This is a genomic window from Microbacterium testaceum, from assembly GCF_001476285.1.
GTDB classification, from domain to species: domain Bacteria; phylum Actinomycetota; class Actinomycetes; order Actinomycetales; family Microbacteriaceae; genus Microbacterium; species Microbacterium testaceum_B.
On record NZ_LDRU01000033.1, the window covers coordinates 26,216 to 46,623 of the forward strand.

The following is a 20,408-nucleotide window of genomic DNA, read 5'->3' on the forward strand; positions in this document are numbered from 1 at the left end:
CCATGGTGTCAACTACTTTCCATATTGGCAAGTAGTTTCAGGAATTGACCCCTCGCACCCACGACGAACCCCGGCGACGCGACCCGCGAGAGGGCCGCGCCGACGGGGTCGGGGTCGATCAGATCGTGCGCGCGAAGGGATCGAAGTCGCGGGGCACGACCGGCACGGGAGCCGCGAGCGTGCTCTCGACGGTCGTGAAGGCCGCGTTCTCGATCGACTCCTCGGCCGACAGCATGATGTCGAGCACGTGGTAGCCGAGCTCACCGGTGGCGACGTGCGGACGGTCCTCGGCGATCGCGCGGACCATGTCGAGCAGGCCGAGACCGCGGCCGACGACCACGCCCTCCTGCTCGACGTCGATCCACGGCTGGTCGAACCGGGCGCCGTCGCGCAGCACGCCGAGCGGCTTGACGTAGCGCGTCGGCCCCTCGAAGCGGTTGGGGTCGGGCAGCACGATCGTGCCCTCGGTGCCGTGGATCTCGAGCACGCCGTGGCGCTCGAGGGCCGAGTCGAAGCTGAACTGCCCCTGCGCCTGCTGGCCGCTCTCGAACGCCGCGAGGAGTTGCACCGTGGTGGGCACCTCGACGTCGAAGAACGTGCCCTCGTCGGGCCCGGCGTGGATCTCGCGCTTCGCCTGCGGCTTGGCCCCGAGAGCCGCGACCCGGTCCACCGGACCGAGCAGGCTCACGAGCGCGGTCAGATAGTACGGGCCCATGTCGAGCAGGGGGCCGGCGCCGCGCGCGAAGAGGAACTGCGGTCCCGGATGCCAGAGGTCGGGCCCCTGCGTCTGGAACGACGCCTGCGCGAACACGGGCTGACCGATCACGCCGTCGAGGATCGCGCGCTTCGCGGACTGGAAACCCGGGCCGAGGACGGTGTCGGGCGCGGAGCCGATGCGCAGGCCCGCGGCCTCGGCGTCGCGCAGGAGCTGCGCGGTGCCGGCACGGTCGAGCCCGAGCGGCTTCTCCGTCCAGACGTGCTTGCCCGCGGCGATCGCGGCCGACGAGACCTCGACGTGCACGGCGGGGATGGTGAGGTTCACGACGACCTGGATGTCGGGGTTGCCGAGTACCTCGTCGGCGGTGCCCCACGAGGCCACGCCGTACTTCTCGGCCTTGGCGCGAGCGCGCTCGGTGTCGATGTCGCCGACCGCGAGCACCGTCACGTCGGGGAACGACGTGAGGTTCTCGAGGTAGGTGTCGCTGATGACACCGGCACCGATGATGCCGACTCCGACGGGGGCGCTCACGCGGCGAGGCCCTTCTCGAGCAGGAACGCGTAGCTGGCGGCGATGTCGTCGAACACGTCACCGGGAGCCTGGTCGTACTCGATGACCGCGTACTTCACGTCGGCGGCGACCTGCATGGCCTCGACGAGGGGCACCTGGCCCTCGCCGGAACGACGCTGGTCGAGCTGACGCGTGGCGCTGCGGTCGGCATCCGGGGCAAAGGGGTTGGGCACGGGAACGATGCCATCCTTGACGTGCACCGCCACCAGGCGCGAGCCGAGACGCTCGACGAGGGCCGGCACGTCCTGACCGCCGGTGAGCGCCCAGAAGAGGTCGAGCTCGATCGCGACGCGCTCGTCGGTCAGCGAGACGAAGTGCTCGAAGCCGCTCTTGCCGTCGACGTCGATGAGGAACTCCTGCGCGTGGTTGTGGTACCCGACGTTGAGCCCGAAGGTGGCGGCGACGTCGGCCGCCTTGTTCAGTCGCTCGGCGATGTCGGCGATCCCGTCGGCGGTCATCCAGCGTGCCGGGTCCACGAAGGGGTCGATCACGGTCGACATGCCGATCTCGGCGGCGGCTTCGAAGACCACCTCGGGAGCCGGGGTGGGGATCGAGCCGTCGGGCGTCCACAGCTCGTCCGAGAGCAGCGGGGCGTGTCCGGTCGGCGAGGCCAGGCCGCTGGCGTCCAGAGCCGCCCGGATCTCGGCGGGGCGGCGCACGAAGTCGAACGCCTCGACGTTGCGGAGGCCGATCGCGGCGAGGCGGTCGAGCGAGCCGCCCGGGTCAGCGGTGAATTCTGCGGCCAGCGTGTAGAGCTGGACGGAGGGGATAGGGAGCGACATCGGACCTTTCCTTGCTCGTCGTCGAGGGCGCCGCGAAGGCGCCGAGGGCATTGCGGGAACGCTACCACAAAACCGACCACTGGTTGCTTTTATCTCCCCTACACTGACGGGGTGACCAGCGACGACGAAGCCGAGGCTCCCGCGAGCGAGGGCGACGACCGCCTCGGACGCTCCGGCGCGTACACGAAGGGGGTCGCGCGGCGGCAGGAGATCCTCGACCGCGCGATCCACGTCTTCGCCGAGCGCGGGGCCGAGGGGGCGTCGCTCCGCAGCATCGCGCGGGCGCTCGGCGTCTCGCACGCGGCGCTCCTGCACTACTTCGACTCGCGCGAGCAGCTGCTCGTCGCCGTCTACGACCACGCGGCCAAGTCGACGCCCGCCGCCCCTGACGCGACCGCCCTGTCGTCGCTCACCGATTCCGCCGAGAACAACACCTCGGTACCGGGCCTCGTGGAGCTCTACACGACGCTCGTCGCCACGTCGCTCAAAGCCGACAGCGCGACCGCGCGCGAGTACTTCACCGACCGCTTCGCCCGCCTGCGCGAGGAGCTCGCCGACCGCCTCCGCGTCGAGCAGGCCGACGGCCGCGTCCGTGCCGACTGCGACCCCGACCAGGTCGCCGCGCTGTTGATCGCGGCATCCGACGGTCTGCAGGTGCAGTGGCTGCTCGAGCCTTCGATCCCCCTCGCCGACGTGCTCGGCGCCCTCGGCGGGCTGCTCGCTCCGCCGCGCTGACCGGGCCATAACGACGAACCCCCGGCACCCTTGAGGGCACCGGGGGTTCTCAGCGACAGCGTCAGACGCGCGCGTCGACCCCCTGGCCCGCAACAGGCACGAGCCGCGTGAGCTGCGTCACGTGGCGCGGCTCGAGCTCGTCGAGCGACGAGACGCCGAGGAGCGTCATCGTGCGCTCGATCTCGCTGCGCAGGATCGCGATCGTGCGGTCGACGCCCTCGCGTCCGCCGGCCATGAGCCCGTAGAGGTATGCGCGGCCGATGAGCGTGAACTTCGCGCCCAGAGCGATGGATGCCACGATGTCGGCGCCGTTCATGATGCCCGTGTCGACCATGACCGTGGCGTCCTTGCCCACCTCGCGCACGACGTGCGGCAACAGGCGGAACGGGATCGGGGCGCGGTCGAGCTGACGCCCGCCGTGGTTCGAGAGCACGATGCCGTCGACGCCGAGGTCGACCAGGCGCGCGGCATCCTGGACGTTCTGCACACCCTTCACGACGAGCTTGCCCGGCCACATGCCGCGGATGATGTCGAGGTCCTCGTAGCTGATCGTGGGATCCATCGCCGCGTTCAGCAGCTCGCCGACGGTGCCGCCGGTCGTGCTCAGCGAGGCGAACTCGAGCTTGGGCGTGGTGAGGAAGTCGTACCACCACCACGGACGCGGGATCGCGTTGACGATCGTGCCGACGGTTAGCTGCGGCGGGATCGAGAACCCGTTCCGCTTGTCGCGCAGACGGGCGCCGGCGATCGGGGTGTCGACCGTGAACTGCAGCGTGTCGAAACCGGCCTTGGCGGCGCGTTCGACGAGACCGTACGAGATCTCGCGCTGCTTCATGACGTACAGCTGGAACCAGTTGCGGCCGACGGGGTTCGCGGCCTTCACGCCCTCGATCGAGGTGGTGCCGAGCGTCGACAGGGTGAACGGGATGCCGGCGGCCGCCGCCGCGGAGGCCCCCGCCGTCTCACCCTCGGTCTGCATCAGCCGCGTGAAGCCGGTGGGCGCGATGCCGAAGGGCAGCGCCGAGGGGCCGCCGAGGATCTCGCACGACGTGTCGACCTCGTTCGCGGGACGCAGGATGTCGGGGTGGAACTCGACGTCCTCGAATGCGCGGCGAGCGCGATCGAGCGACAGCTCGCCCTCGGCGGCGCCGTCGGTGTAGTCGAAGGCCGCTTTGGGCGTGCGGCGCTTGGCGATCGTCCGCAGATCGCCGATCGTGAGCGCGGCGTCGAGGCGACGCTTGCGCGCGTCGAGCTCGGGCTTCTTGAACTGCATGAGCTCGAGGAGCTCGCCGACTTTGGGGAGCTGTCGCTGCACCATGGGTGTCTCGCTTTCGTGTGGTCTGACCACAGCATAGGGCCTGACGGGGTGCCCGCGGGCCGGGTTTTCAGGAGCGGGGATCGAATCTCACCGCGGGGAAGACGGATGCCACGCGAGCGCGCAGATCCTCGAGGGACGCGTCGGCCCCGAAGCAGCCGAGGGCACGCGTCTGGACGAGGACGTTGCCGAGAGCCGTCGCCTCGACCGGCCCCGCGAGCACCGGCAGTCCGCTGCGATCCGCCGTCGCCTGGCACAGCAGCGCGTTGAGCGCACCGCCGCCGACGAGGTGCACCGTGTCGATCTCGCGGCCGGCGAGCTCCCCCGCCGTGCGCAGCGTCCGGGCGAACGCGTCGGCGATGCTCTCGACGATGACCCTCGCGAAGGCCGCGCGGTCCTCGACGTCGGGTTCCGGCATCCCGAGCAGGGCCGCGATCCGCGCCGGCATGTCGCCGGGGGCGGCGAGCGAGGCGTCGTCGGCGTCGAACAGCCGCGCGGGAGCGGATTGGGCGGCGGCGGCGGCCAGCAGCGCGGGCAGGTCGACCGGGGCACCATCGCGCTCCGACCACGCGCGTACCGTTTCGCTCAGCAGCCAGAGCCCGGTGACGTTATGGAGGAACCGCACACGCCCGTCCACGCCGCCCTCGTTCGTGAAGTTCGCCGCGCGGGCGGCATCCGTCACGATCGGCTCCGCGACCTCGAGACCGACGAGTCCCCACGTGCCGCACGAGATGTAGGCCGCGTTCGACGACGAGAGCGGAACCGCGACGATCGCCGACGCCGTGTCGTGCGAGCCCACCGCGATCACCGGGATGTCCCCCAGCCCCCGCGCGAGCCCGACGGTCTCCCCCGGATCGACCAGGGGCGGCAGGACACGAGAAGGGATGCCGAGAGCCTCGGCGAGCGCGAGATCCCACTCCCCTGTGTGCGCGTCGAGCAGACCCGTGGTCGAGGCATTCGTCCGCTCCGCGACGCGTCGGCCCGTGAGCCGCTCGGCGAGGAGGTCGGGGATGAGCAGGCTCGTTTCGGCCTCGGCCACCAGAGCGTCGGCCGCGTACTGGTACACCGTGTTGAACGAGAGGAATTGCAGGCCGTTGCGGCGGTACAGCTCCTCGAAGGGGACGAGCCCGTGCACCGCGTCCACACCGCGCGCCGTGCGGTCGTCGCGATAGTGGAACGGTTCGGCGAGCAGACCATCCGCTCCGAGCAGGCCGTAATCGACGGCCCACGAGTCGATCCCCACGCTCTCGATGTTCGGTTCGCGACGGAGGGCCTCGGCGAGACCCGCCTGCACGTGCCCCCAGAGCGCCTCGAGATCCCAGTGCCAGCCGTCCTCCCTCTCGACGGGCCCGTTCGGAAAGCGCGCGACCTGCTCCAGCTCGAGCACGCCCTGGCCCACGCGGCCGATCATCACGCGCCCGCTTGTGGCGCCGAGATCGACGGCGGCGACGGCGCGGACGGCGCCGGGCACCGCGGCACCGGCGTCGGCCGCGGCGTCGGCGGCGTCGGAGTCAGCCACCGCGCCGCCGGCCCCGGCAACGATCGCGCCCGCGCCGTTCGCCGCGCCGCCCGCCGACGTCCCGCTCATCGCAGGAACGCCGCGGCGACGCCCGAGTCGACGGGGATGTGGAGGCCCGTCGTGCGCGACAGCTCGGGGCCGGTGAGCACGTACACCGCGTCGGCGACGTTCTCGGGCACGACCTCGCGCTTGAGGATCGTGCGGTTGGCGTAGAACTGGCCGAGGTCCTTCTCGTCGACGCCGTAGGTCGCGGCGCGGTTGGCGCCCCAGCCGGCGGCGAAGATGCCCGAGCCGCGCACGACGCCGTCGGGGTTGATGCCGTTGACGCGCACGCCGTGCTCGCCGAGCTCGACCGCGAGCAGACGCACCTGGTGCGCTTGGTCGGCCTTCGTCGCCGAGTAGGCGATGTTGTTCGGGCCCGCGAACACGGAGTTCTTCGACGAGATGTAGATGACGTCGCCGCCCATTCTCTGCTCGATCAGGGCCTTGGCTGCGGCTTTCGACACGAGGAACGAGCCCTTCGCCATGACGTCGTGCTGCAGGTCCCAGTCCTTCTCGGTGGTCTCGAGCAGCGGCTTCGAGAGCGAGAGCCCGGCGTTGTTGACGACGAGGTCGATGCCGCCGAACGCGAGAAGCGTCGCGTCGATCGCGGCCTGCACGCCCTCGGCATCCGCGACGTTCGCCGCGACGCCGATCGCGACGTCGGTCCCGCCGAGCTCGGCAGCGGCGGCCTGGGCCTTCTCGAGGTCGAGGTCGGCAACGACGACGCACGCCCCCTCCGCGGCGAGGCGGGTCGCGATGGCCTTGCCGATTCCGGATGCCGCGCCCGTGACGAACGCGATGCGTCCCTGATGCGTCTTGGGCTTCGGCATCCGCTGGAGCTTCGCCTCCTCGAGCGCCCAATACTCGATGCGGAACTTCTCGGCATCCGAGATCGGCGCGTAGGTCGAGAGCGCCTCGGCGCCGCGCATGACATTGATCGCGTTGACGTAGAACTCGCCCGCCACGCGCGCGGTCTGCTTGTTGGCGCCGTACGAGAACATGCCCACGCCCGGCACCAGCACGATGAGCGGGTCGGCCCCGCGGATCGCGGGGCTGTCGGCCGTGGCGTGCGCGTCGTAGTACGCCTGGTAGTCGGCGCGGTACTCGGCGTGCAGCTCCTTGAGCCGCGCGATCGCGTCCTCCACCGAGGCGTCGGCGGGCAGGTCGAGGATCAGCGGCTTGACCTTGGTCCGCAAGAAGTGGTCGGGGCAGCTCGTCCCCAGCGCGGCGAGGGCGGGTGCGTTCTCGGATGCCAGGAAGTCCAGCACCACGTCAGCGTCGGTGAAGTGGCCGACCATGGGCTTGTCGGTGGAAGCGAGGCCGCGGATCGTCGCGGCGAGCGTCGCGGCTTTCGCACGGCGCTCGGCCTCGGGCAGCGCGGCGAAGCCGTCGCGAACTCCGCCGAACGGCTCTGCGGCACCGTGTTCGTCGATGTACGCCTGCGCGGTGTCGATGATCCAGAGCGAGTTTGTCTCGGCCTCCTCCGAGGTGTCGCCCCACGCCGTGATGCCGTGCCCACCGAGGATCGTGCCGATCGCCTGGGGGTTCTTCTCCTTGATGGCGGCGATGTCGAGGCCCAGCTGGAAGCCGGGGCGACGCCACGGCACCCACACGACCCTGTCGCCGAAGATCTTCTCCGTCAGCGCCTCGCCGTCGGCGGCGGTGGCGATCGCGATGCCCGCGTCGGGGTGCAGGTGGTCGACGTGCGCGGCATCCACGAGTCCGTGCATCGCGGTGTCGATTGACGGGGCCGCCCCGCCCTTGCCGTGGAGGCAGTAGTCGAACGCGGCGACCATCTCGTCCTCGCGCTCGATGCCCGGGTAGACGTCGACGAGCGCGCGCATGCGGGCGAGGCGCAGGACCGCGAGGCCCTTCTCGGTCAGGGTGCCGAGATCGCCGCCCGAACCCTTGACCCACAGCAGCTCGACCGGCTCGCCGGTCACGGGGTCGATGTCGGTGCCCTTGGCGGAGGTGTTGCCCCCGGCGTAGTTGGTGACCTTGGGGTCGGAGCCGAGGCGGTTGCTGCGCGCGACGAGGTCGGCGGCGGTGGAGCTGGTCATGGTCTTCCGTTCATCTCAATTCGTCGGGTTCGAGGTGGGCGCGGTGATGGTCGCTGCGTGTCCAGAACACCCGGACGTTTTTCGCGCGGCTCCGGGTGTCTTGGACACTCAGTCGCGGCGGGCGCTCACGCGAGCGCCCGCCGCCGTTGCGGTCAGGCGCCCCAGCCGGCCTGCGTGCCGCCGACGCGCTCGGCGGCGATGCGGGGCAGGTATCCGGATGCCGCGAAAGCGGCCATCGGGTCGGAGGGAAGGCCGCGCGACTCGCGCCACTCGGCGAGCGCGGGACGCACGTCCGTGTAGAAGGCGTCCATCAACACCGCGTTGGCGCCGAGCACGTCGTTGGCCTGCTGGGCCGCGGCGAGCGCCTCACGGTCGACGAGCAGGGCGCGCGCCGTCATCTCCTGGACGTTGAGCACCGAGCGGATCTGCCCGGGGATCTTGTCCTCGATGTTGTGGCACTGGTCGAGCATGAACGCCACGTCGGGGTTGTTCAGGCCCCCGCCGCGAACGACCTCGAACAGGATGCGGAACAGCTGGAACGGGTCGGCCGCTCCGACGATGAGGTCGTCGTCGGCGTAGAAGCGCGAGTTGAAGTCGAACGACCCGAGCTTTCCGAGGCGCAGGAGCTGCATGACGATGAACTCGATGTTCGTGCCGGGGGCGTGGTGACCGGTGTCGAGGCAGACCATCGCCTTGTCGCCGAGCGAGGCGACCTGGGCGTAGGAGGTCCCCCAGTCGGGAACGTCGGTGTGGTAGAACGACGGCTCGAAGAACTTGTACTCCAGCACGAGACGCTGGTCGTCGCCGAGGCGCGCGTAGATCTGCTGCAGCGAGTCCTGGAGGCGGTCCTGACGGCCGCGCATGTCGTTCTGTCCGGGGTAGTTCGAGCCCTCGGCGAGCCAGATCTTCAGGTCGCGCGAGCCCGTGGCATCCATCACGTCGATGCACTCGAGGTGGTGGTCGATGGCCTTGCGGCGGATGCGCTCGTCGTGGTGCGTGAGGGCGCCGAACTTGTAGTCCTCGTCCTGGAAGGTGTTCGAATTGACCGTGCCGAGCTTCACGCCGAGGTCTTCGGCGTGGCGGCGGAGCGCCGTGTAGTCGTCGACGAGGTCCCACGGGATGTGCAGGGCCACCGTGGGCGCGAGGGCGGTCAGGCGGTTGACCTCGGCGGCATCCGCGATCTTCTCGAACGGATCACGCGGGGTGCCGGCGGTGGGGAACACGCGGAAGCGCGTGCCGGAGTTGCCGAACGCCCAGGAGGGCAGCTCGATGGCCTGGCCTTCAAGGGTCGAGAGGATCTCGGGAGACAGCGTCGTCATGATCGGGTGCTTTCGGTCGGGGCGGATGAGGGGGTCTCGGCGTTGGCGGGAGGGACGGATGCCGCGGGCACGGCCGCCGCGAGCTGTTCGGCGAGGTGGAACACCTCGGTGAGGGGGGTCGCGGCCTGATCGGGCCGACTCTCGAGTCCGATGAAGAAGGCGGACATCTCGTCTTCCCACTTCGCGGCGATCGGCGAAGCCGCGAGGTACGCCTGCGCGGCGGCATCGTCATCGGTCTCGTAGTAGCCGATGAGCCGGCCACCCTCGCCGAGGAACAACGAGTAGTTGCGGCGCCCGGCGGCGGCGATCTCTTCGAGCATCTCCGCGCGCACCGGCGTGTGACGAGCGACGTACTCGTCGACCAGGTCGGGCCAGATGCGGAGTTCGAAGCAGACGCGCGTGGTCTGTGCGGACATGGAGTGGTTCTCTCCCTCGAGAATGAATCGTTTCACGCCACCGTAGCACGCCGCGTGGACGCGTGCGATATCGTCGTCGGATCATGGCGGTCAAAATCAAAGACGTCGCAGCGCACGCCGGCGTCTCGGTGGGCACCGTCTCGAACGTGCTCAACGGCCGCGACACGGTGTCACCCGGAGTCGTCGAGCGCGTGCGCGCCGCCATCGACGCCCTCGGCTACGTGCGCAACGACGCCGCCCGCCAGCTCCGCGCCGGCCGCAGCCGCGCGATCGCGCTGGTCGTGCTCGACGTCGGCAACCCCTTCTTCGCCGCCGTCGCCCGTGGCGCCGAAGCGCGCGCCGCCGCCGACGGGTACGTCGTCCTCCTCGGATCCAGCGGGGCCGACGCCGACCAGGAACGCCTCTACGTCGACCAGTTCCGCGAGCAGCGCGTCGCAGGGGTCCTCCTCACCCCGGCCGATGCCGGCGGAGACGTCGTGGAGCATCTCGCGGCCGCCGGCATCCCGGTCGTCCTCGTCGACGAGCAGACCGCCGGAGACGACGTCTGCACGGTGTCGGTCGACGACGTCGAGGGCGGCCATCTCGCAGTCGCTCATCTTCTCGAGCAGGGGCGTCGGCGCATCGCCTTCGTCGCCGGACCGCTCACCACGCGGCAGGTCGCCGATCGTCTCGCCGGTGCCCGTCGGGCGGTCGACGACGTCGAGGGCGCGTCCCTCGAGGTCATCGAAACGGATGCCATGACCGTCCTCGCCGGCCGGGCCGCCGGCAAGGAGCTTCGAGAGCGCGCCGACCGCCCCGACGCCATCTTCGCCGCGAACGACCTGCTGGCAGTGGGCGTGCTGCAGGCGCTCACGATGCTCGGCGGCATCCGCGTGCCCGACGACATCGCCCTCGTCGGCTACGACGACATCGACTTCGCCGCCGCGACCGTGGTGCCCCTGACCTCGGTGCGTCAGCCCGCCGAGGCCCTCGGCTCGACCGCCGTCGACCTGCTTCTGCGCCAGCTCGACGGCGGCGTCGACCCCGCGGAGCGGCAGGTGCGGTTCCAGCCTGAGCTGGTCGTGCGGGCGTCGAGCGGCTAGGCGCCGCACCGGTCCGAGGTCCGGCGCCGTCGAGTGTCCAGAACACCCGGACATGCTCGCCGCCTCGTCCGGGTTTCGTGGACGCTCAGCGCGGGTGCGCGCCACCACGCGAACCCGCACCGCACGACTCAGTGCCCCGGCACGCCCTCCACACCCTCGGCCTGCTTCGGCGTCCGCACGAACGCCGCGAGCACGACCACGGCGATCGACAGGCACGCCGCGACGAAGAAGGCGGTGTGGATGCCGGAGGCCGTGGCGTCCACGACACTCGCTCCCCCGCTCGCCGCCGACGCGGCGCCGACCGTCATCAGTGTCACGAACACCGCCGTGCCCGCGGCTCCCGCGAGTTGCTGCACGGTCGACACGATCGCGGACCCGTGCGGGTAGAGCTCGCGCGGGAGCGAGCCGAGCGCAGAGGTCATCAGCGGGGTGAACATGAACGCCAGGCCCAGGCTCAGCAGGCAGTGCACGGCGATGACGAAGCCGACCGGCGTCGCGGCCGAGAGGGTGGCGAAACCCCACAGCGCCGCGCCGGCGACGACCGCGCCCGGGAGGACGAGCGGGCGCGCGCCGAAGCGGTCGAAGAGATTTCCGACGAGCGGGGCCATGAGCCCCATCAGCAGACCGCCGGGGAGCAGCATCAGGCCGGTGGGGAGCGTGCCGAGACCGAGGACGTTCTGCAGGTACAGCGGCAGCAGGATGAGCACGCCGAACAGCGTCGTCATCGCCACGACGACGAGGATCACCGCGACGGTGAACGACGAATGCCGGAAGACGCCGAGGTTCAGCAGCACCCGGTCGGTCGACCCGAGGCGCAGCTGACGGATCACGAAGGCTGCCAGAGCGATCGCGCCCACGGCCAGCGGCATCCAGACCGGGACGATCTCGTGCCCGCCCGCCGCTTCGCCGATGCTCGACAGGCCGAAGATGAGGCCACCGAAGGCCAGCGCCGAGAGCACCACCGAGATGACGTCGAGGGTGACGTGTCGCGTGTCGGTCAGGTTGCGCACCCACCGGGCGCCGAGCGCGATGGCGATCAGGGCGATGGGGATCATGACGATGAACATCGCCCGCCACGGGAAGACCGACAGGATGAGGCCCGACACGGTGGGACCGACGGCCGGAGCCACCGAGATGACGATCGAGATGAGCCCCATCATGCGACCGCGACGGTCCGCCGGGACGACGTTCAGCACCGTGGTGAACAGCAACGGGATCATGATCGCCGTGCCCGAGGCCTGGACGATGCGACCGACGAGGAGCACGCCGAACCCGGGCGCGATCGCCGCGATCACCGTTCCGAGGGTGAACAGACCCATCGCGGCGAAGAACAGGGTCCGCAGCGGGAAGCGCTGGATGAGGAAGCCCGTCGTGGGGATCACGACCGCCATCGTGAGCAGGAACGCGGTCGTCAGCCACTGCGCCGAGGCGGCGGTGATGTCGAGTTCACGCATGAGCTCGGGCAGAGCGACACCCATGATCGTCTCGTTCAGGATGACCACGAACGCGGCGACGACGAGCAGCGCGATGACGGCGCCCGGGCGCACGGCGGGCTTTCCGGGCGGGGCGGCGGCGGGAACGGTTCCGGTGGAGACCATGGTCGACCAATCTGAGCAGTGACGGGCAAGTTGGCAGTTACTGCCAATAAGACATCGACTACTGTATCGGACATGAGCACGCCGGCAGCCCCCGTCGAGGGATTGCGCGACCGTCGACGCCGCGAGACCGCCGTCGAGATCTGTGCCGCCGCCCTCGATCTGTTCGAGGAGAAAGGCGTCACGGGCACCACCGTCGACGAGATCGCCGCGCGCGCGGGCGTCTCTCCGCGCACGTTCTTCCGCCTGGCCGGCACGAAGGAAGACGCCGTCTTCGTCGACGACGGCCGCTTCGCCGACGCCCTCGCCGGGGTCGCCGAGGTCGGCGACGACATCGCGGCCCTGCTGACCGCGCTCCGTCAGGTGTTCGCCCGCGAACTCGAGCTTCTGGATGCCGATGCCCGAGCGCGCGAGCGCTTCCTGCGCGTGCGCCGGCTCATCGCACACGAGCCCGCACTGCTCGGGGCCGCCGTCCGCCGCGAGGTCACATCGGCGGACCGCTTCGTGCCCGAGATCGCCGATCGGATCGGCCTCGCCGAGCTCGACGTCCGCGCGGCCCTCGGTGTCGCCGGCCTCGAGATGCGGACGACCCTCGACGAGTGGGCTCGCCGCTACGACGCCGGCGAGACCGCCACCCTCGTCGCCCTGCACCGCGAGGTGCAGGCGCGGCTGAGCCGCGCCGTCACGTCTCGCGCGTGATCGTCACCTTCACCTTGAGCTGGCTCTTGCCCGGGCCGGCGTAGACACCGCGGAGCGGCGGCACGTCGTTGTAGTCGCGGCCCCGGCCGACGAGCACGTGACGATCACCGATCTCGATGTTGTTCGTCGGGTCGAAGCCCTGCCAGTCACCCGCGAACCACTCCACCCACGCGTGCGACTCACCGGTGACGGCCTCCCCCACCTCGGCGGAAGGCTTCGGGTGCAAGTAGCCCGAGATGTAGCGGGCCGGGATGCCGACTTCGCGCAAGGCCCCGATCGCGATGTGGGCGATGTCCTGACAGACGCCCTTGCGCGCTTCCCACGCGTCCACGGCGGTCGAGTGCACGCCCGTCACGCCCTGCATGTACTCGATCGCGTCGCCGATGGCCTCGGCGATGGCATGGGCAGCGGGTCCCGGGCGATCGTGCCGAGCGGCGATGGAGCGCGCGAGCTCGACGACCTCGGGATGCGGCGCCGTGCGACGCGTCTGCGTCAGCTGCTCGACCGTCGACACCGAGCCCGCCGCCTCGACGGCGAGCTGCTCCCACGTGATGTCGGCGTGCTCGATCGGGCGGGGCCGCACCTCGACGAGCGACCGCGCCGTGATCGTGAGCGCGGCGTGGGGAGAGAGCACGTCGAAGGCGGCGACGCGCGTGCCGAAGTAGTCGACGTACTGGTTGACCGACGTCGACGGCTCGATGTCGAGCGACGAACTCAGCACGAACTGACTGTCGGTCGAGTGCGGCAGCATGCGCGCCTCGTTGTACGACGCCGACACGTCGCCGGGATAGGCGAAGCCGGTCTGGTGCTCGATACGGAGACGCTTCATCGCCGGCCTCCCGAAGCCACCGCGGCCGCCGCGGACATGGCATCCATCATGAGATCTCTCCGATCCAGCTGGGCTCGGCCTGCGTCGGGAAGAAACGCGACCGGATCGCCTCCGACGCCTCGCGCGTCACCGTCTGCACGCGCTGCATGTGCTCGGGCAGGTCGGTGAGCACGTCGCTGACCGGGCGGTACTCGAGGTCGTTGCGGATCTGACCGAGCGCGCGCAGCACCGTGTTGGAGTGGCCGACGCGGTCGGCGCGGGGGTCGATCGCGCTCATGCAGTCTTCCGCGCGCTGGATCGAGTAGATGATCGAGCGCGGGAACAGGCGGTCGAGCAGCAGGAACTCGGCCGCGTTGCGGGCGCTCGGCATCCCTCGATAGGTGCGCAGGTAGGCCTCGTACGCGCCGCACGAGCGGAGGATCGTCGTCCACGACGGTCCCGAGACCTCGGTGAGCGACCTCGTCGCGAGGAGGCGGGCCGTCATGTCGGTGCGCTCGATGCTGCGCCCGAGCGTGAAGAACTGCCAGGCCTCGTCGCGGTTCGTCGACGAGTCGACGATGCCGATCGCCAGGGCGGCGCGCTCTCGCACCCACTGGAAGAACTCGTGCACCTTCTCGGTCTGCAGACGCCGTGGCATCCGGGAATTCGTGGTGTTGAGGATCTCCCAGAGCTCGGTCGAGACGATCTCCCGTGCGCGACGGGCGTTCTCGCGCGCCGCGGTGATGGAGTACGCGATGCTCGACGGGTTCATGCGGTCCACGGCGAGGCGGGCCAGCACGTCGTCGCGGCGGACCGTGTCGACGTTCTCGGGCCAGGCCGACCCCATGACGCTGAGCAGGGAACGGCAGGCGGTGTCCTCGTCGATCCACGGGTCCTCGAGGAGGAGCTGCAGGTGCACGTCGAGGATGCGCGCCGTCCCGTCGCTGCGCTCGATGTACCGCCCGATCCAGAACAGGCTTTCGGCGATGCGACTCAGCATGATCCGACCCCCTCGGCCCCCGACCCGGTCGAGGACCCCGAGCCCGTCGAAGGGTCCGGAACCCGTCGCTCGGCCTGTTGCTGCTGCTGCTCGGCCTGCGGACCGTGCTCGACGACGGCGTCCTGCTGCTGCTGTTCCTGCTGCTCCCGTCCGGCCGCACGCGGGTCGCGGGGAGCGGTGGCGGGAGCCGGCTGACCGTCGTAGATGATCGGGATCGACTCGGTCACCGCCGCCTGATCGGCGACGAGCCCCGAGACGCCGTTGCCCTGACCGTACTCAACGTGCGAGGGGGCCGAGCCGCCGACGACCCAGGTGTCCTTCGAGCCGCCACCCTGGCTGGAGTTGACGACGAGCTGCCCCTCGGGGAGCGCGACGCGCGTGAGCCCGCCGGGCAGCACCCAGATGTCGTCGCCGTCGTTCACGGCGAAGGGGCGCAGGTCGGCGTGCCGGGGACGCATGCCGTCCTCGACCAGCGTCGGGATCGTCGAGAGCATGACGACCGGCTGCGCGATCCAGCCGCGGGGGTCGGCGAGCAGACGTTTGCGGAGCGCATCGAGCTCGGCGGGCGAGGCATCCGGACCCACGACGAGCCCCTTGCCGCCCGAGCCGTCGACGGGCTTGACCACGAGCTCGGGCAGGCGGTCGAGCACCTCCTCGAGCGCGCCCGGATCCTCGAGCCGCCAGGTGTCGACGTTCTTCAGGATCGGCTCTTCGGCGAGGTAGTACCGGATCAGGTCGGGCACGTAGGTGTAGAGCAGCTTGTCGTCAGCGACGCCGTTGCCCACGGCGTTCGCGATCGTGACGTTGCCCAGCCGCGCGGCGAGCATGAGGCCGGGGGCACCGAGCATCGAGTCGGCGCGGAACTGCAGCGGGTCGAGGAAGTCGTCGTCGACGCGGCGGTAGATGACGTCGACGCGCTGCGGCCCGCGGGTCGTGCGCATGAACACCTTGCCGCCGATGCACAGCAGGTCGCGACCCTCGACCAGTTCGACGCCCATGAGGCGCGCGAGCAGCGTGTGCTCGAAGTACGCCGAGTTGTAGACACCCGGCGTGAGCACGACGATGTTCGGGTCGTCGATCCCGGGCGGGGCAGACGCGCGGAGGGCCGCGAGAAGCTTGTTGGGGTAGTCGCCGACGGGGCGCACCCGCATCGAGACGAACAGCTCGGGCAGCGTCTGGGCCATGACGCGGCGGTTCGAGATGACGTACGAGACGCCCGAGGGCACGCGCACGTTGTCTTCGAGCACGCGCATCTCGCCGTGCTCGTCGCGGATCAAGTCGATGCCCGACACCTGGATGCGGACACCGTTGGCACTGCGGATGCCGGCTGCCTGGCGGTAGAAGTACTGCGACGACGAGATGAGCCCCGCGGGCAGGATGCCGTCGCGCACGCAGTGCTGGTTGCCGTAGGCGTCGTCGAGGAAGGCCTCGAGCGCGCGGACGCGCTGCTTGACGCCGGCCTCGATCCGCGACCACTCGTCGTAGGCGATCACGCGGGGCACGGCGTCCAGCGGGAAGGGCCGCTCCTCGCCCGCGAAGTCGAACGTCACGCCCTGCGCGAGGTACGAACTGGCGAGCGACTCGGTGCGGCCGCGCAGCTCTTCCTGCGTCATCTTCGCGAGCGTCTGGTACAGCTCCCGGTACGCCTCACGAGAGGGGGCGGCTACTCCGGGACTCGCCGGAAGGCCGAACATCTCATCGAACGCCGGGACGCCGGAAGCGGTCTTGCGCGGCGCCAGCGTGGAGCCGTAACCGTCGAACAGGTCACCCATGCGACGACTCTACTCAGGGCTGTGTTGCGACGACGTTTCTCGCGCGCCATGGTTCGGTTCTACTGTCGACAGTTAGATGTCGACAGTGTAGTCTCGAGCCCAGAAACCAGCGGTCCGTTCAGAGAGGAACACCCATGTCGCTGAGCCCGCGCGTGATCTGCAGCACGATCACCCTCCGATACCTCCCCCTCGAGGCAGCGCTTCGCCAGATCGTCGAGCGCGGCTTCACGGGCATCGATCTCGGTGCCCTCCCCGGCGTCTGCGACCACGTCCCCTACGACCTCACCCCGGCCGCGGTCGCCGAGGTCGCCTCGACGATCGCCGACTCGGGCCTGTCGGTGATCTCGGTCAACGGCGACATCGGCGACCTGAACGTGCCGATGGATGCCGACGGCGCCGCCGCCCGGGCGCGCCACGCCGACCTGCTGCTCGACCTGGCCGCGCGCGTCGGCGCCCGCGCCCTGGTGCTGCCGAACGGCCGCCTCGACCATGAGCCCGTCCGCGACCTCGAGAGCGATCTCGACCTCGTCGCCGCCGAGCTCTCGCGCGTCGACGAGCGCGCTCGCGAGCGCGGTCTCGAGCTGTGGGTCGAAGCCCCGCATTGGTTCCGCTTCGCCTACGACCTCGACCGGTCCGGCGCGCTGCTCGACAGGCTCCCCGCCTCCATCGGCGTGGTGTGCGACGTCAGCCACATCACCGCCGGCGGCTCGACACCGCGCGTCTTCCTCGACCGCTTCGCCGACCGGGTGCGCCACGTGCACATCCGCGACGCCGCCCGCGGAGACATCCACCGCTCGGTCGGAAAGGGCGAGGTCGACTTCGGCGATCTCGCCGTCTCCCTCGCCGAGCACGGGTACGACGGGTCCCTCGCGCTCGAGCTCGAGACCCGCGACGTCGCCGACGACGACCGGGCCGACGCCGCCCTGACCGCGGGGCTGTTCATCTCGACGCAGCTCGACGCCGCGGCATCCGTCGCAGGGGGTGTGCGATGACCCGCCTGTTCAACGACCCCGCCGACTTCCCGCTCGAGCTCATCGACGGCTTCGTCGCCGCCCACCCCGACGAGGTCATGGCCGTTCCGGGCGGCGTCGTCCGCGCCACCGCGTACGACGAGGTGGCCGTGATCGTGGGCGGTGGCACGGGCCACTACCCGGCGTTCTGCGGCCTCGTCGGCGAGGGTGTCGCGCACGCTGCGGCGATGGGCAACATTTTCTCGTCGCCCTCGGCGCAGCAGGCGTACTCCGTCGCCCGTGCCGCGGACCGCGGGCACGGGGTCGTCTTCACCTTCGGCAACTACGCCGGCGACGTGCTGCACTTCGGCGAGGCCGCCGAACGCCTGCGCGCCGACGGGATCCCGACCGAGATCGTGCTCGTCACCGACGACATCGCCAGCGCTCCCGTCGGCGAGGAGCACCGCCGCCGCGGGATCGCGGGCGACCTCACGGTGTTCAAGACGCTCGGCGCCGCGGCGGGCGAGGGCTACGACCTCGCCGAGACCGTCCGGGTCGGCCGCCACGCCAACGACCGCACCCGCAGCTTCGGCGTCGCTTTCGCCGGATGCACCCTTCCCGGCGCGAGTGCGCCGCTGTTCACCGTTCCCGAGGGTTTCATGTCGCTGGGACTCGGCATCCACGGTGAGCCGGGGATCTCGGACGTCCCCATCCCGCCCGCCGCCGACCTGGCCGCTCTGCTGGTCGAACGCGTGCTCGCGGAGCGCCCCGAAGGAGCGGGCGATCGCGTCGCCGTCCTGCTGAACGGCCTCGGCACGGTGAAGTACGAGGAACTGTTCGTCGTCTACGCCACCGTCGCGCGCATCCTCGCCGAAGCGGGACTCGCCGTGGTGTCCCCCGACGTGGGCGAGCTGTGTACGAGCCTCAACATGGCGGGGATCTCGCTGACCCTCTTCTGGCTCGATGACGAGCTCGAACGCCTGTGGACGAGCCCGTCGGCGGCACCCGCCTACCGCAAGGGCGCCGTGTCGGCCACGACCGCGCTGAGCGCCGAGGAGCGCACCCGCCTGCGCGACCGCGCGGCGACGCCCTCTGACGCCTCGTCAGCGCCCGCGTCCGACGCCTCGCGCGCCAGCGGTCTGCGCGTCGTCGCCGCTCTCGACGTGCTGACCCGAACGGTCATCGACGCCGCCGACGAGCTCGGCCGCATCGACGCCGTCGCCGGCGACGGCGACCACGGCATCGGCATGGAGCGCGGCGCGCGCGCGGCTCTCGACGCGGCGCGTGCCGCCCTCGCTGGCGACAGCGGTGCGGGCACCGCCCTTGCGCGCGGCGGCACGGCCTGGGCCGACATCGCCGGCGGCACCTCGGGCGCACTGTGGGGCGCGGCTCTGCGGGCGATCGGCGGCCGCTTCGGCGACGCCGAGGCCGTGACCGCGCCCGCGGTCGCGGACGCGATCCTCGCCGCGCGAGACGAGATCGCCCGCCGCGGCGGGGCGGCGATCGGCGACAAGACGATGATGGACGTCCTCCTCCCCTACGCCGACCGCGTCGCCGCCCTCGACCCCCACGATCCGACGGCCTGGCGCGAGGCTGCGGCGCAGGCCACCGCCGACGCCGAGGCCACTCGCGACCTCGTCCCGCGCCTCGGGCGCGCGCGCCCCCTGGCCGCGCGCAGCGTGGGCACACCCGACGCCGGCGCGACCTCGCTCGCCCTGATCATCACGGCCGTCACGGATCACGTGCTCGGCGACGCCTCGAAGGAGAATCCCGCATGACCACCACCCCCTGGCGCCTCGTCCTCGGCGCGGACGACGCCGGCTACGCCTACAAAGAGGCCCTGAAGGCCGACCTCCTTGCCGACCCGCGCGTGGCATCCGTGAGCGACGTGGGAGTGGACGCCGACGGCCACACGCCGTACCCCACGGTCGCGATCGCCGCCGCGGAGCAGGTCGCTCGCGGCGAGGCCGACCGGGCCCTGCTGGTGTGCGGGACCGGCCTGGGCGTGGCCATCTCGGCGAACAAGGTCGCCGGCATCCGCGCGGTCACCGCCCACGACTCGTTCTCAGTCGAGCGCTCGGTGCTCTCCAACGACGCGCAGGTGCTGTGCCTGGGCCAGCGCGTCATCGGGCTCGAGCTCGCCCGCCGGCTCGTGCGCGAGTGGCTCGACTACCGCTTCGATACGTCATCGGCCTCGGCCGAGAAGGTGGCCGTGCTCAGCGCATACGAGGCGTCCGACTCCTGCTGAGTGCCCCTACGACGATGCCCCCGGCACCCGAGAGGGTGGACGGGGGCATCGTCGTCTGCGCTCAGGACGTGAGCACCTCGGCGGCATGCTGCATGTGCTTTTCGACGGTGAGGCCCGCCTGCACGGGGTCGCCCGCATCGATCGCGTCGACGATCGCGAGGTGCCGCTCGACATCCATGTTGTGCACGGCTCGCTCGACCCCGGAGTTCGTCACCGACATCTGGATCGAGCTCTCGAGCGCCGTCCACGCCTGCAGAAGGGTCTCGTTCTCGGTGAGGCGGCACATCTCGCGGTGGAAGTCCATGTCGGCGGTCAGCCGCTCTTCGACGGGTCCGCTGCCGGCGGCGGCGAGACGGGCCACGGCGGCGCGCAGGGTCAGCACGATCTCGCCTCGGTCTTCGCGCTGCGTCAGCTCGCGCGCGGCCATCGCCTCGAGCGCGCCGCGGACGGCGAAGAGATCGCGCACCTGCCGGTCGCTCATGTGGCGCACGAGAAGGCGCCCGCGGGGACCCGCCGTCAACAGCCCCTCGATCTGCAGCGATCGCATCGCCTCACGCAGGGTGCCCCGGCTGATCTGCAGGCGCGTGGCCATCTCGACCTCGGACACGTGCGATCCGGGAGGAAGCTCCCCGCTGACGATGGCGCCGCGCAGAGCATCGACGGCCTGCTCGCGCAGAGTCAGGCGCTGCAAGCCGAGAATCGACGATTCACTCATCAGAGCCCCCATGCGTTCGTTTTTCTCATCCTAGGTTCGCGCGGTCCCGGGCGGACACGCGCG

At 70.8% G+C, this 20,408-nt stretch carries 18 protein-coding genes; 6 read left to right on the plus strand and 12 right to left on the minus strand.

The genetic code is table 11. The features are described from left to right. Nucleotides 1-118: 118 nt before the first annotated feature. Both NS283_RS06845 and NS283_RS06850 read right to left on the minus strand, forming a co-directional pair. Nucleotides 119-1,249, minus strand: coding sequence for a Gfo/Idh/MocA family protein (locus NS283_RS06845; RefSeq protein WP_058596130.1), 1,131 nt, complete (start codon nt 1,247-1,249; stop codon nt 119-121). Further along, nucleotides 1,246-2,070: a sugar phosphate isomerase/epimerase family protein gene (locus NS283_RS06850; protein ID WP_058596131.1), complete on the minus strand. Its 825-nt coding sequence runs from the start codon at nt 2,068-2,070 to the stop codon at nt 1,246-1,248. The genes NS283_RS06845 and NS283_RS06850 overlap by 4 nt, the downstream gene beginning before the upstream one ends. A gap of 111 nt (nt 2,071-2,181) precedes the next feature. Between NS283_RS06850 and NS283_RS06855 the strand changes: the two genes are divergently transcribed. Further along, entirely contained in the window at nt 2,182-2,805 is a 624-nt protein-coding gene (locus NS283_RS06855) for a TetR/AcrR family transcriptional regulator (RefSeq protein WP_058596132.1), read from the plus strand. A 61-nt stretch (nt 2,806-2,866) separates the two neighbouring features. Here the strand turns inward: NS283_RS06855 and NS283_RS06860 are convergent, their stop codons facing one another. The 5 genes from NS283_RS06860 to NS283_RS06880 all read right to left on the minus strand — a co-directional run bounded on the left by NS283_RS06860 (nt 2,867) and on the right by NS283_RS06880 (nt 9,476). Then, nucleotides 2,867-4,123, minus strand: a complete 1,257-nt coding sequence (locus NS283_RS06860; protein WP_058596133.1) for an alpha-hydroxy acid oxidase — start codon at nt 4,121-4,123, stop codon at nt 2,867-2,869. 67 nt (nt 4,124-4,190) lie between these two features. Next, a complete protein-coding gene (locus NS283_RS06865; protein WP_081317294.1) occupies nt 4,191-5,708 on the minus strand; it encodes a rhamnulokinase in 1,518 nt (505 codons plus the stop codon). Beyond that, nucleotides 5,705-7,741, minus strand: a complete 2,037-nt coding sequence (locus tag NS283_RS06870; protein ID WP_058596134.1) for a bifunctional rhamnulose-1-phosphate aldolase/short-chain dehydrogenase — start codon at nt 7,739-7,741, stop codon at nt 5,705-5,707. The genes NS283_RS06865 and NS283_RS06870 overlap by 4 nt, the downstream gene beginning before the upstream one ends. Before the next feature lie 152 nt (nt 7,742-7,893). Beyond that, nucleotides 7,894-9,060 (minus strand): L-rhamnose isomerase, encoded by a 1,167-nt coding sequence (rhaI, locus tag NS283_RS06875; protein ID WP_058596135.1) that lies wholly within the window; start codon nt 9,058-9,060, stop codon nt 7,894-7,896. Continuing rightward, a complete protein-coding gene (locus NS283_RS06880; RefSeq protein ID WP_058596172.1) occupies nt 9,057-9,476 on the minus strand; it encodes an L-rhamnose mutarotase in 420 nt (139 codons plus the stop codon). Before NS283_RS06880 ends, rhaI begins: the two co-directional genes overlap by 4 nt. A gap of 83 nt (nt 9,477-9,559) precedes the next feature. On the opposite strand from NS283_RS06880, the gene NS283_RS06885 reads away from it, so the two are divergent. After that, on the plus strand, nt 9,560-10,558 hold the full coding sequence (locus tag NS283_RS06885) for a LacI family DNA-binding transcriptional regulator (RefSeq protein WP_058596136.1): 999 nt from the start codon (nt 9,560-9,562) through the stop codon (nt 10,556-10,558). 128 nt (nt 10,559-10,686) lie between these two features. On the opposite strand, the gene NS283_RS06890 is transcribed toward NS283_RS06885, so the two are convergent. Beyond that, a complete protein-coding gene (locus NS283_RS06890; protein ID WP_058596137.1) occupies nt 10,687-12,156 on the minus strand; it encodes an MDR family MFS transporter in 1,470 nt (489 codons plus the stop codon). Nucleotides 12,157-12,228: 72 nt separating this feature from the next. Between NS283_RS06890 and NS283_RS06895 the strand changes: the two genes are divergently transcribed. Further along, nucleotides 12,229-12,852, plus strand: coding sequence for a TetR/AcrR family transcriptional regulator (locus tag NS283_RS06895; protein WP_058596138.1), 624 nt, complete (start codon nt 12,229-12,231; stop codon nt 12,850-12,852). Here the strand turns inward: NS283_RS06895 and NS283_RS06900 are convergent. From NS283_RS06900 to NS283_RS06910, 3 genes are read right to left on the minus strand one after another with little or no spacing between them, the layout of a single operon-like run. Continuing rightward, nucleotides 12,836-13,681 carry a transglutaminase family protein gene (locus NS283_RS06900; RefSeq protein WP_058596139.1) on the minus strand — a complete coding sequence of 282 codons (846 nt, stop codon included), beginning with the start codon at nt 13,679-13,681 and terminating at the stop codon, nt 12,836-12,838. The genes NS283_RS06895 and NS283_RS06900 overlap by 17 nt on opposite strands. A 46-nt stretch (nt 13,682-13,727) precedes the next feature. Continuing rightward, the gene (locus NS283_RS06905; RefSeq protein ID WP_058596140.1) at nt 13,728-14,660 is read right to left on the minus strand and encodes an alpha-E domain-containing protein; all 933 of its coding nucleotides are present in this window, start codon (nt 14,658-14,660) and stop codon (nt 13,728-13,730) included. Further along, nucleotides 14,654-16,432: a circularly permuted type 2 ATP-grasp protein gene (locus tag NS283_RS06910; RefSeq protein ID WP_058596141.1), complete on the minus strand. Its 1,779-nt coding sequence runs from the start codon at nt 16,430-16,432 to the stop codon at nt 14,654-14,656. Before NS283_RS06910 ends, NS283_RS06905 begins: the two co-directional genes overlap by 7 nt. Nucleotides 16,433-16,566: 134 nt before the next feature. Here NS283_RS06910 and NS283_RS06915 point away from each other — a divergent pair, with 134 nt between their 5' ends. The 3 genes from NS283_RS06915 to NS283_RS06925 are packed head-to-tail and all read left to right on the plus strand — an operon-like array spanning nt 16,567 to nt 19,630. Continuing rightward, nucleotides 16,567-17,424: a sugar phosphate isomerase/epimerase family protein gene (locus tag NS283_RS06915; RefSeq protein WP_058596142.1), complete on the plus strand. Its 858-nt coding sequence runs from the start codon at nt 16,567-16,569 to the stop codon at nt 17,422-17,424. Beyond that, nucleotides 17,421-19,160, plus strand: coding sequence for a dihydroxyacetone kinase family protein (locus NS283_RS06920; RefSeq protein ID WP_058596143.1), 1,740 nt, complete (start codon nt 17,421-17,423; stop codon nt 19,158-19,160). Before NS283_RS06915 ends, NS283_RS06920 begins: the two co-directional genes overlap by 4 nt. Beyond that, complete coding sequence (locus NS283_RS06925; protein ID WP_058596144.1) at nt 19,157-19,630, plus strand: ribose-5-phosphate isomerase; 474 nt, start codon at nt 19,157-19,159, stop codon at nt 19,628-19,630. Before NS283_RS06920 ends, NS283_RS06925 begins: the two co-directional genes overlap by 4 nt. Nucleotides 19,631-19,691: 61 nt before the next feature. Here NS283_RS06925 and NS283_RS06930 read toward each other — a convergent pair whose 3' ends face one another. Further along, entirely contained in the window at nt 19,692-20,345 is a 654-nt protein-coding gene (locus NS283_RS06930) for a GntR family transcriptional regulator (RefSeq protein ID WP_153001401.1), read from the minus strand. Nucleotides 20,346-20,408 lie beyond the last annotated feature (63 nt).

What these genes read in the sequence shown, in the direction of transcription:
- NS283_RS06850 (WP_058596131.1), bottom strand. Translation starts at nt 2,070, where the DNA reads ATGTCGCTCCCTATCCCCTCCGTCCAGCTCTACACGCTGGCCGCAGAA.
- NS283_RS06860 (WP_058596133.1), bottom strand. Translation starts at nt 4,123, where the DNA reads ATGGTGCAGCGACAGCTCCCCAAAGTCGGCGAGCTCCTCGAGCTCATG.
- NS283_RS06865 (WP_081317294.1), bottom strand. Translation starts at nt 5,708, where the DNA reads ATGAGCGGGACGTCGGCGGGCGGCGCGGCGAACGGCGCGGGCGCGATC.
- NS283_RS06870 (WP_058596134.1), bottom strand. Translation starts at nt 7,741, where the DNA reads ATGACCAGCTCCACCGCCGCCGACCTCGTCGCGCGCAGCAACCGCCTC.
- rhaI (WP_058596135.1), bottom strand. Translation starts at nt 9,060, where the DNA reads ATGACGACGCTGTCTCCCGAGATCCTCTCGACCCTTGAAGGCCAGGCC.
- NS283_RS06880 (WP_058596172.1), bottom strand. Translation starts at nt 9,476, where the DNA reads ATGTCCGCACAGACCACGCGCGTCTGCTTCGAACTCCGCATCTGGCCC.
- NS283_RS06885 (WP_058596136.1), top strand. Translation starts at nt 9,560, where the DNA reads ATGGCGGTCAAAATCAAAGACGTCGCAGCGCACGCCGGCGTCTCGGTG.
- NS283_RS06890 (WP_058596137.1), bottom strand. Translation starts at nt 12,156, where the DNA reads ATGGTCTCCACCGGAACCGTTCCCGCCGCCGCCCCGCCCGGAAAGCCC.
- NS283_RS06895 (WP_058596138.1), top strand. Translation starts at nt 12,229, where the DNA reads ATGAGCACGCCGGCAGCCCCCGTCGAGGGATTGCGCGACCGTCGACGC.
- NS283_RS06900 (WP_058596139.1), bottom strand. Translation starts at nt 13,681, where the DNA reads ATGAAGCGTCTCCGTATCGAGCACCAGACCGGCTTCGCCTATCCCGGC.
- NS283_RS06905 (WP_058596140.1), bottom strand. Translation starts at nt 14,660, where the DNA reads ATGCTGAGTCGCATCGCCGAAAGCCTGTTCTGGATCGGGCGGTACATC.
- NS283_RS06910 (WP_058596141.1), bottom strand. Translation starts at nt 16,432, where the DNA reads ATGGGTGACCTGTTCGACGGTTACGGCTCCACGCTGGCGCCGCGCAAG.
- NS283_RS06915 (WP_058596142.1), top strand. Translation starts at nt 16,567, where the DNA reads ATGTCGCTGAGCCCGCGCGTGATCTGCAGCACGATCACCCTCCGATAC.
- NS283_RS06920 (WP_058596143.1), top strand. Translation starts at nt 17,421, where the DNA reads ATGACCCGCCTGTTCAACGACCCCGCCGACTTCCCGCTCGAGCTCATC.
- NS283_RS06925 (WP_058596144.1), top strand. Translation starts at nt 19,157, where the DNA reads ATGACCACCACCCCCTGGCGCCTCGTCCTCGGCGCGGACGACGCCGGC.
- NS283_RS06930 (WP_153001401.1), bottom strand. Translation starts at nt 20,345, where the DNA reads ATGAGTGAATCGTCGATTCTCGGCTTGCAGCGCCTGACTCTGCGCGAG.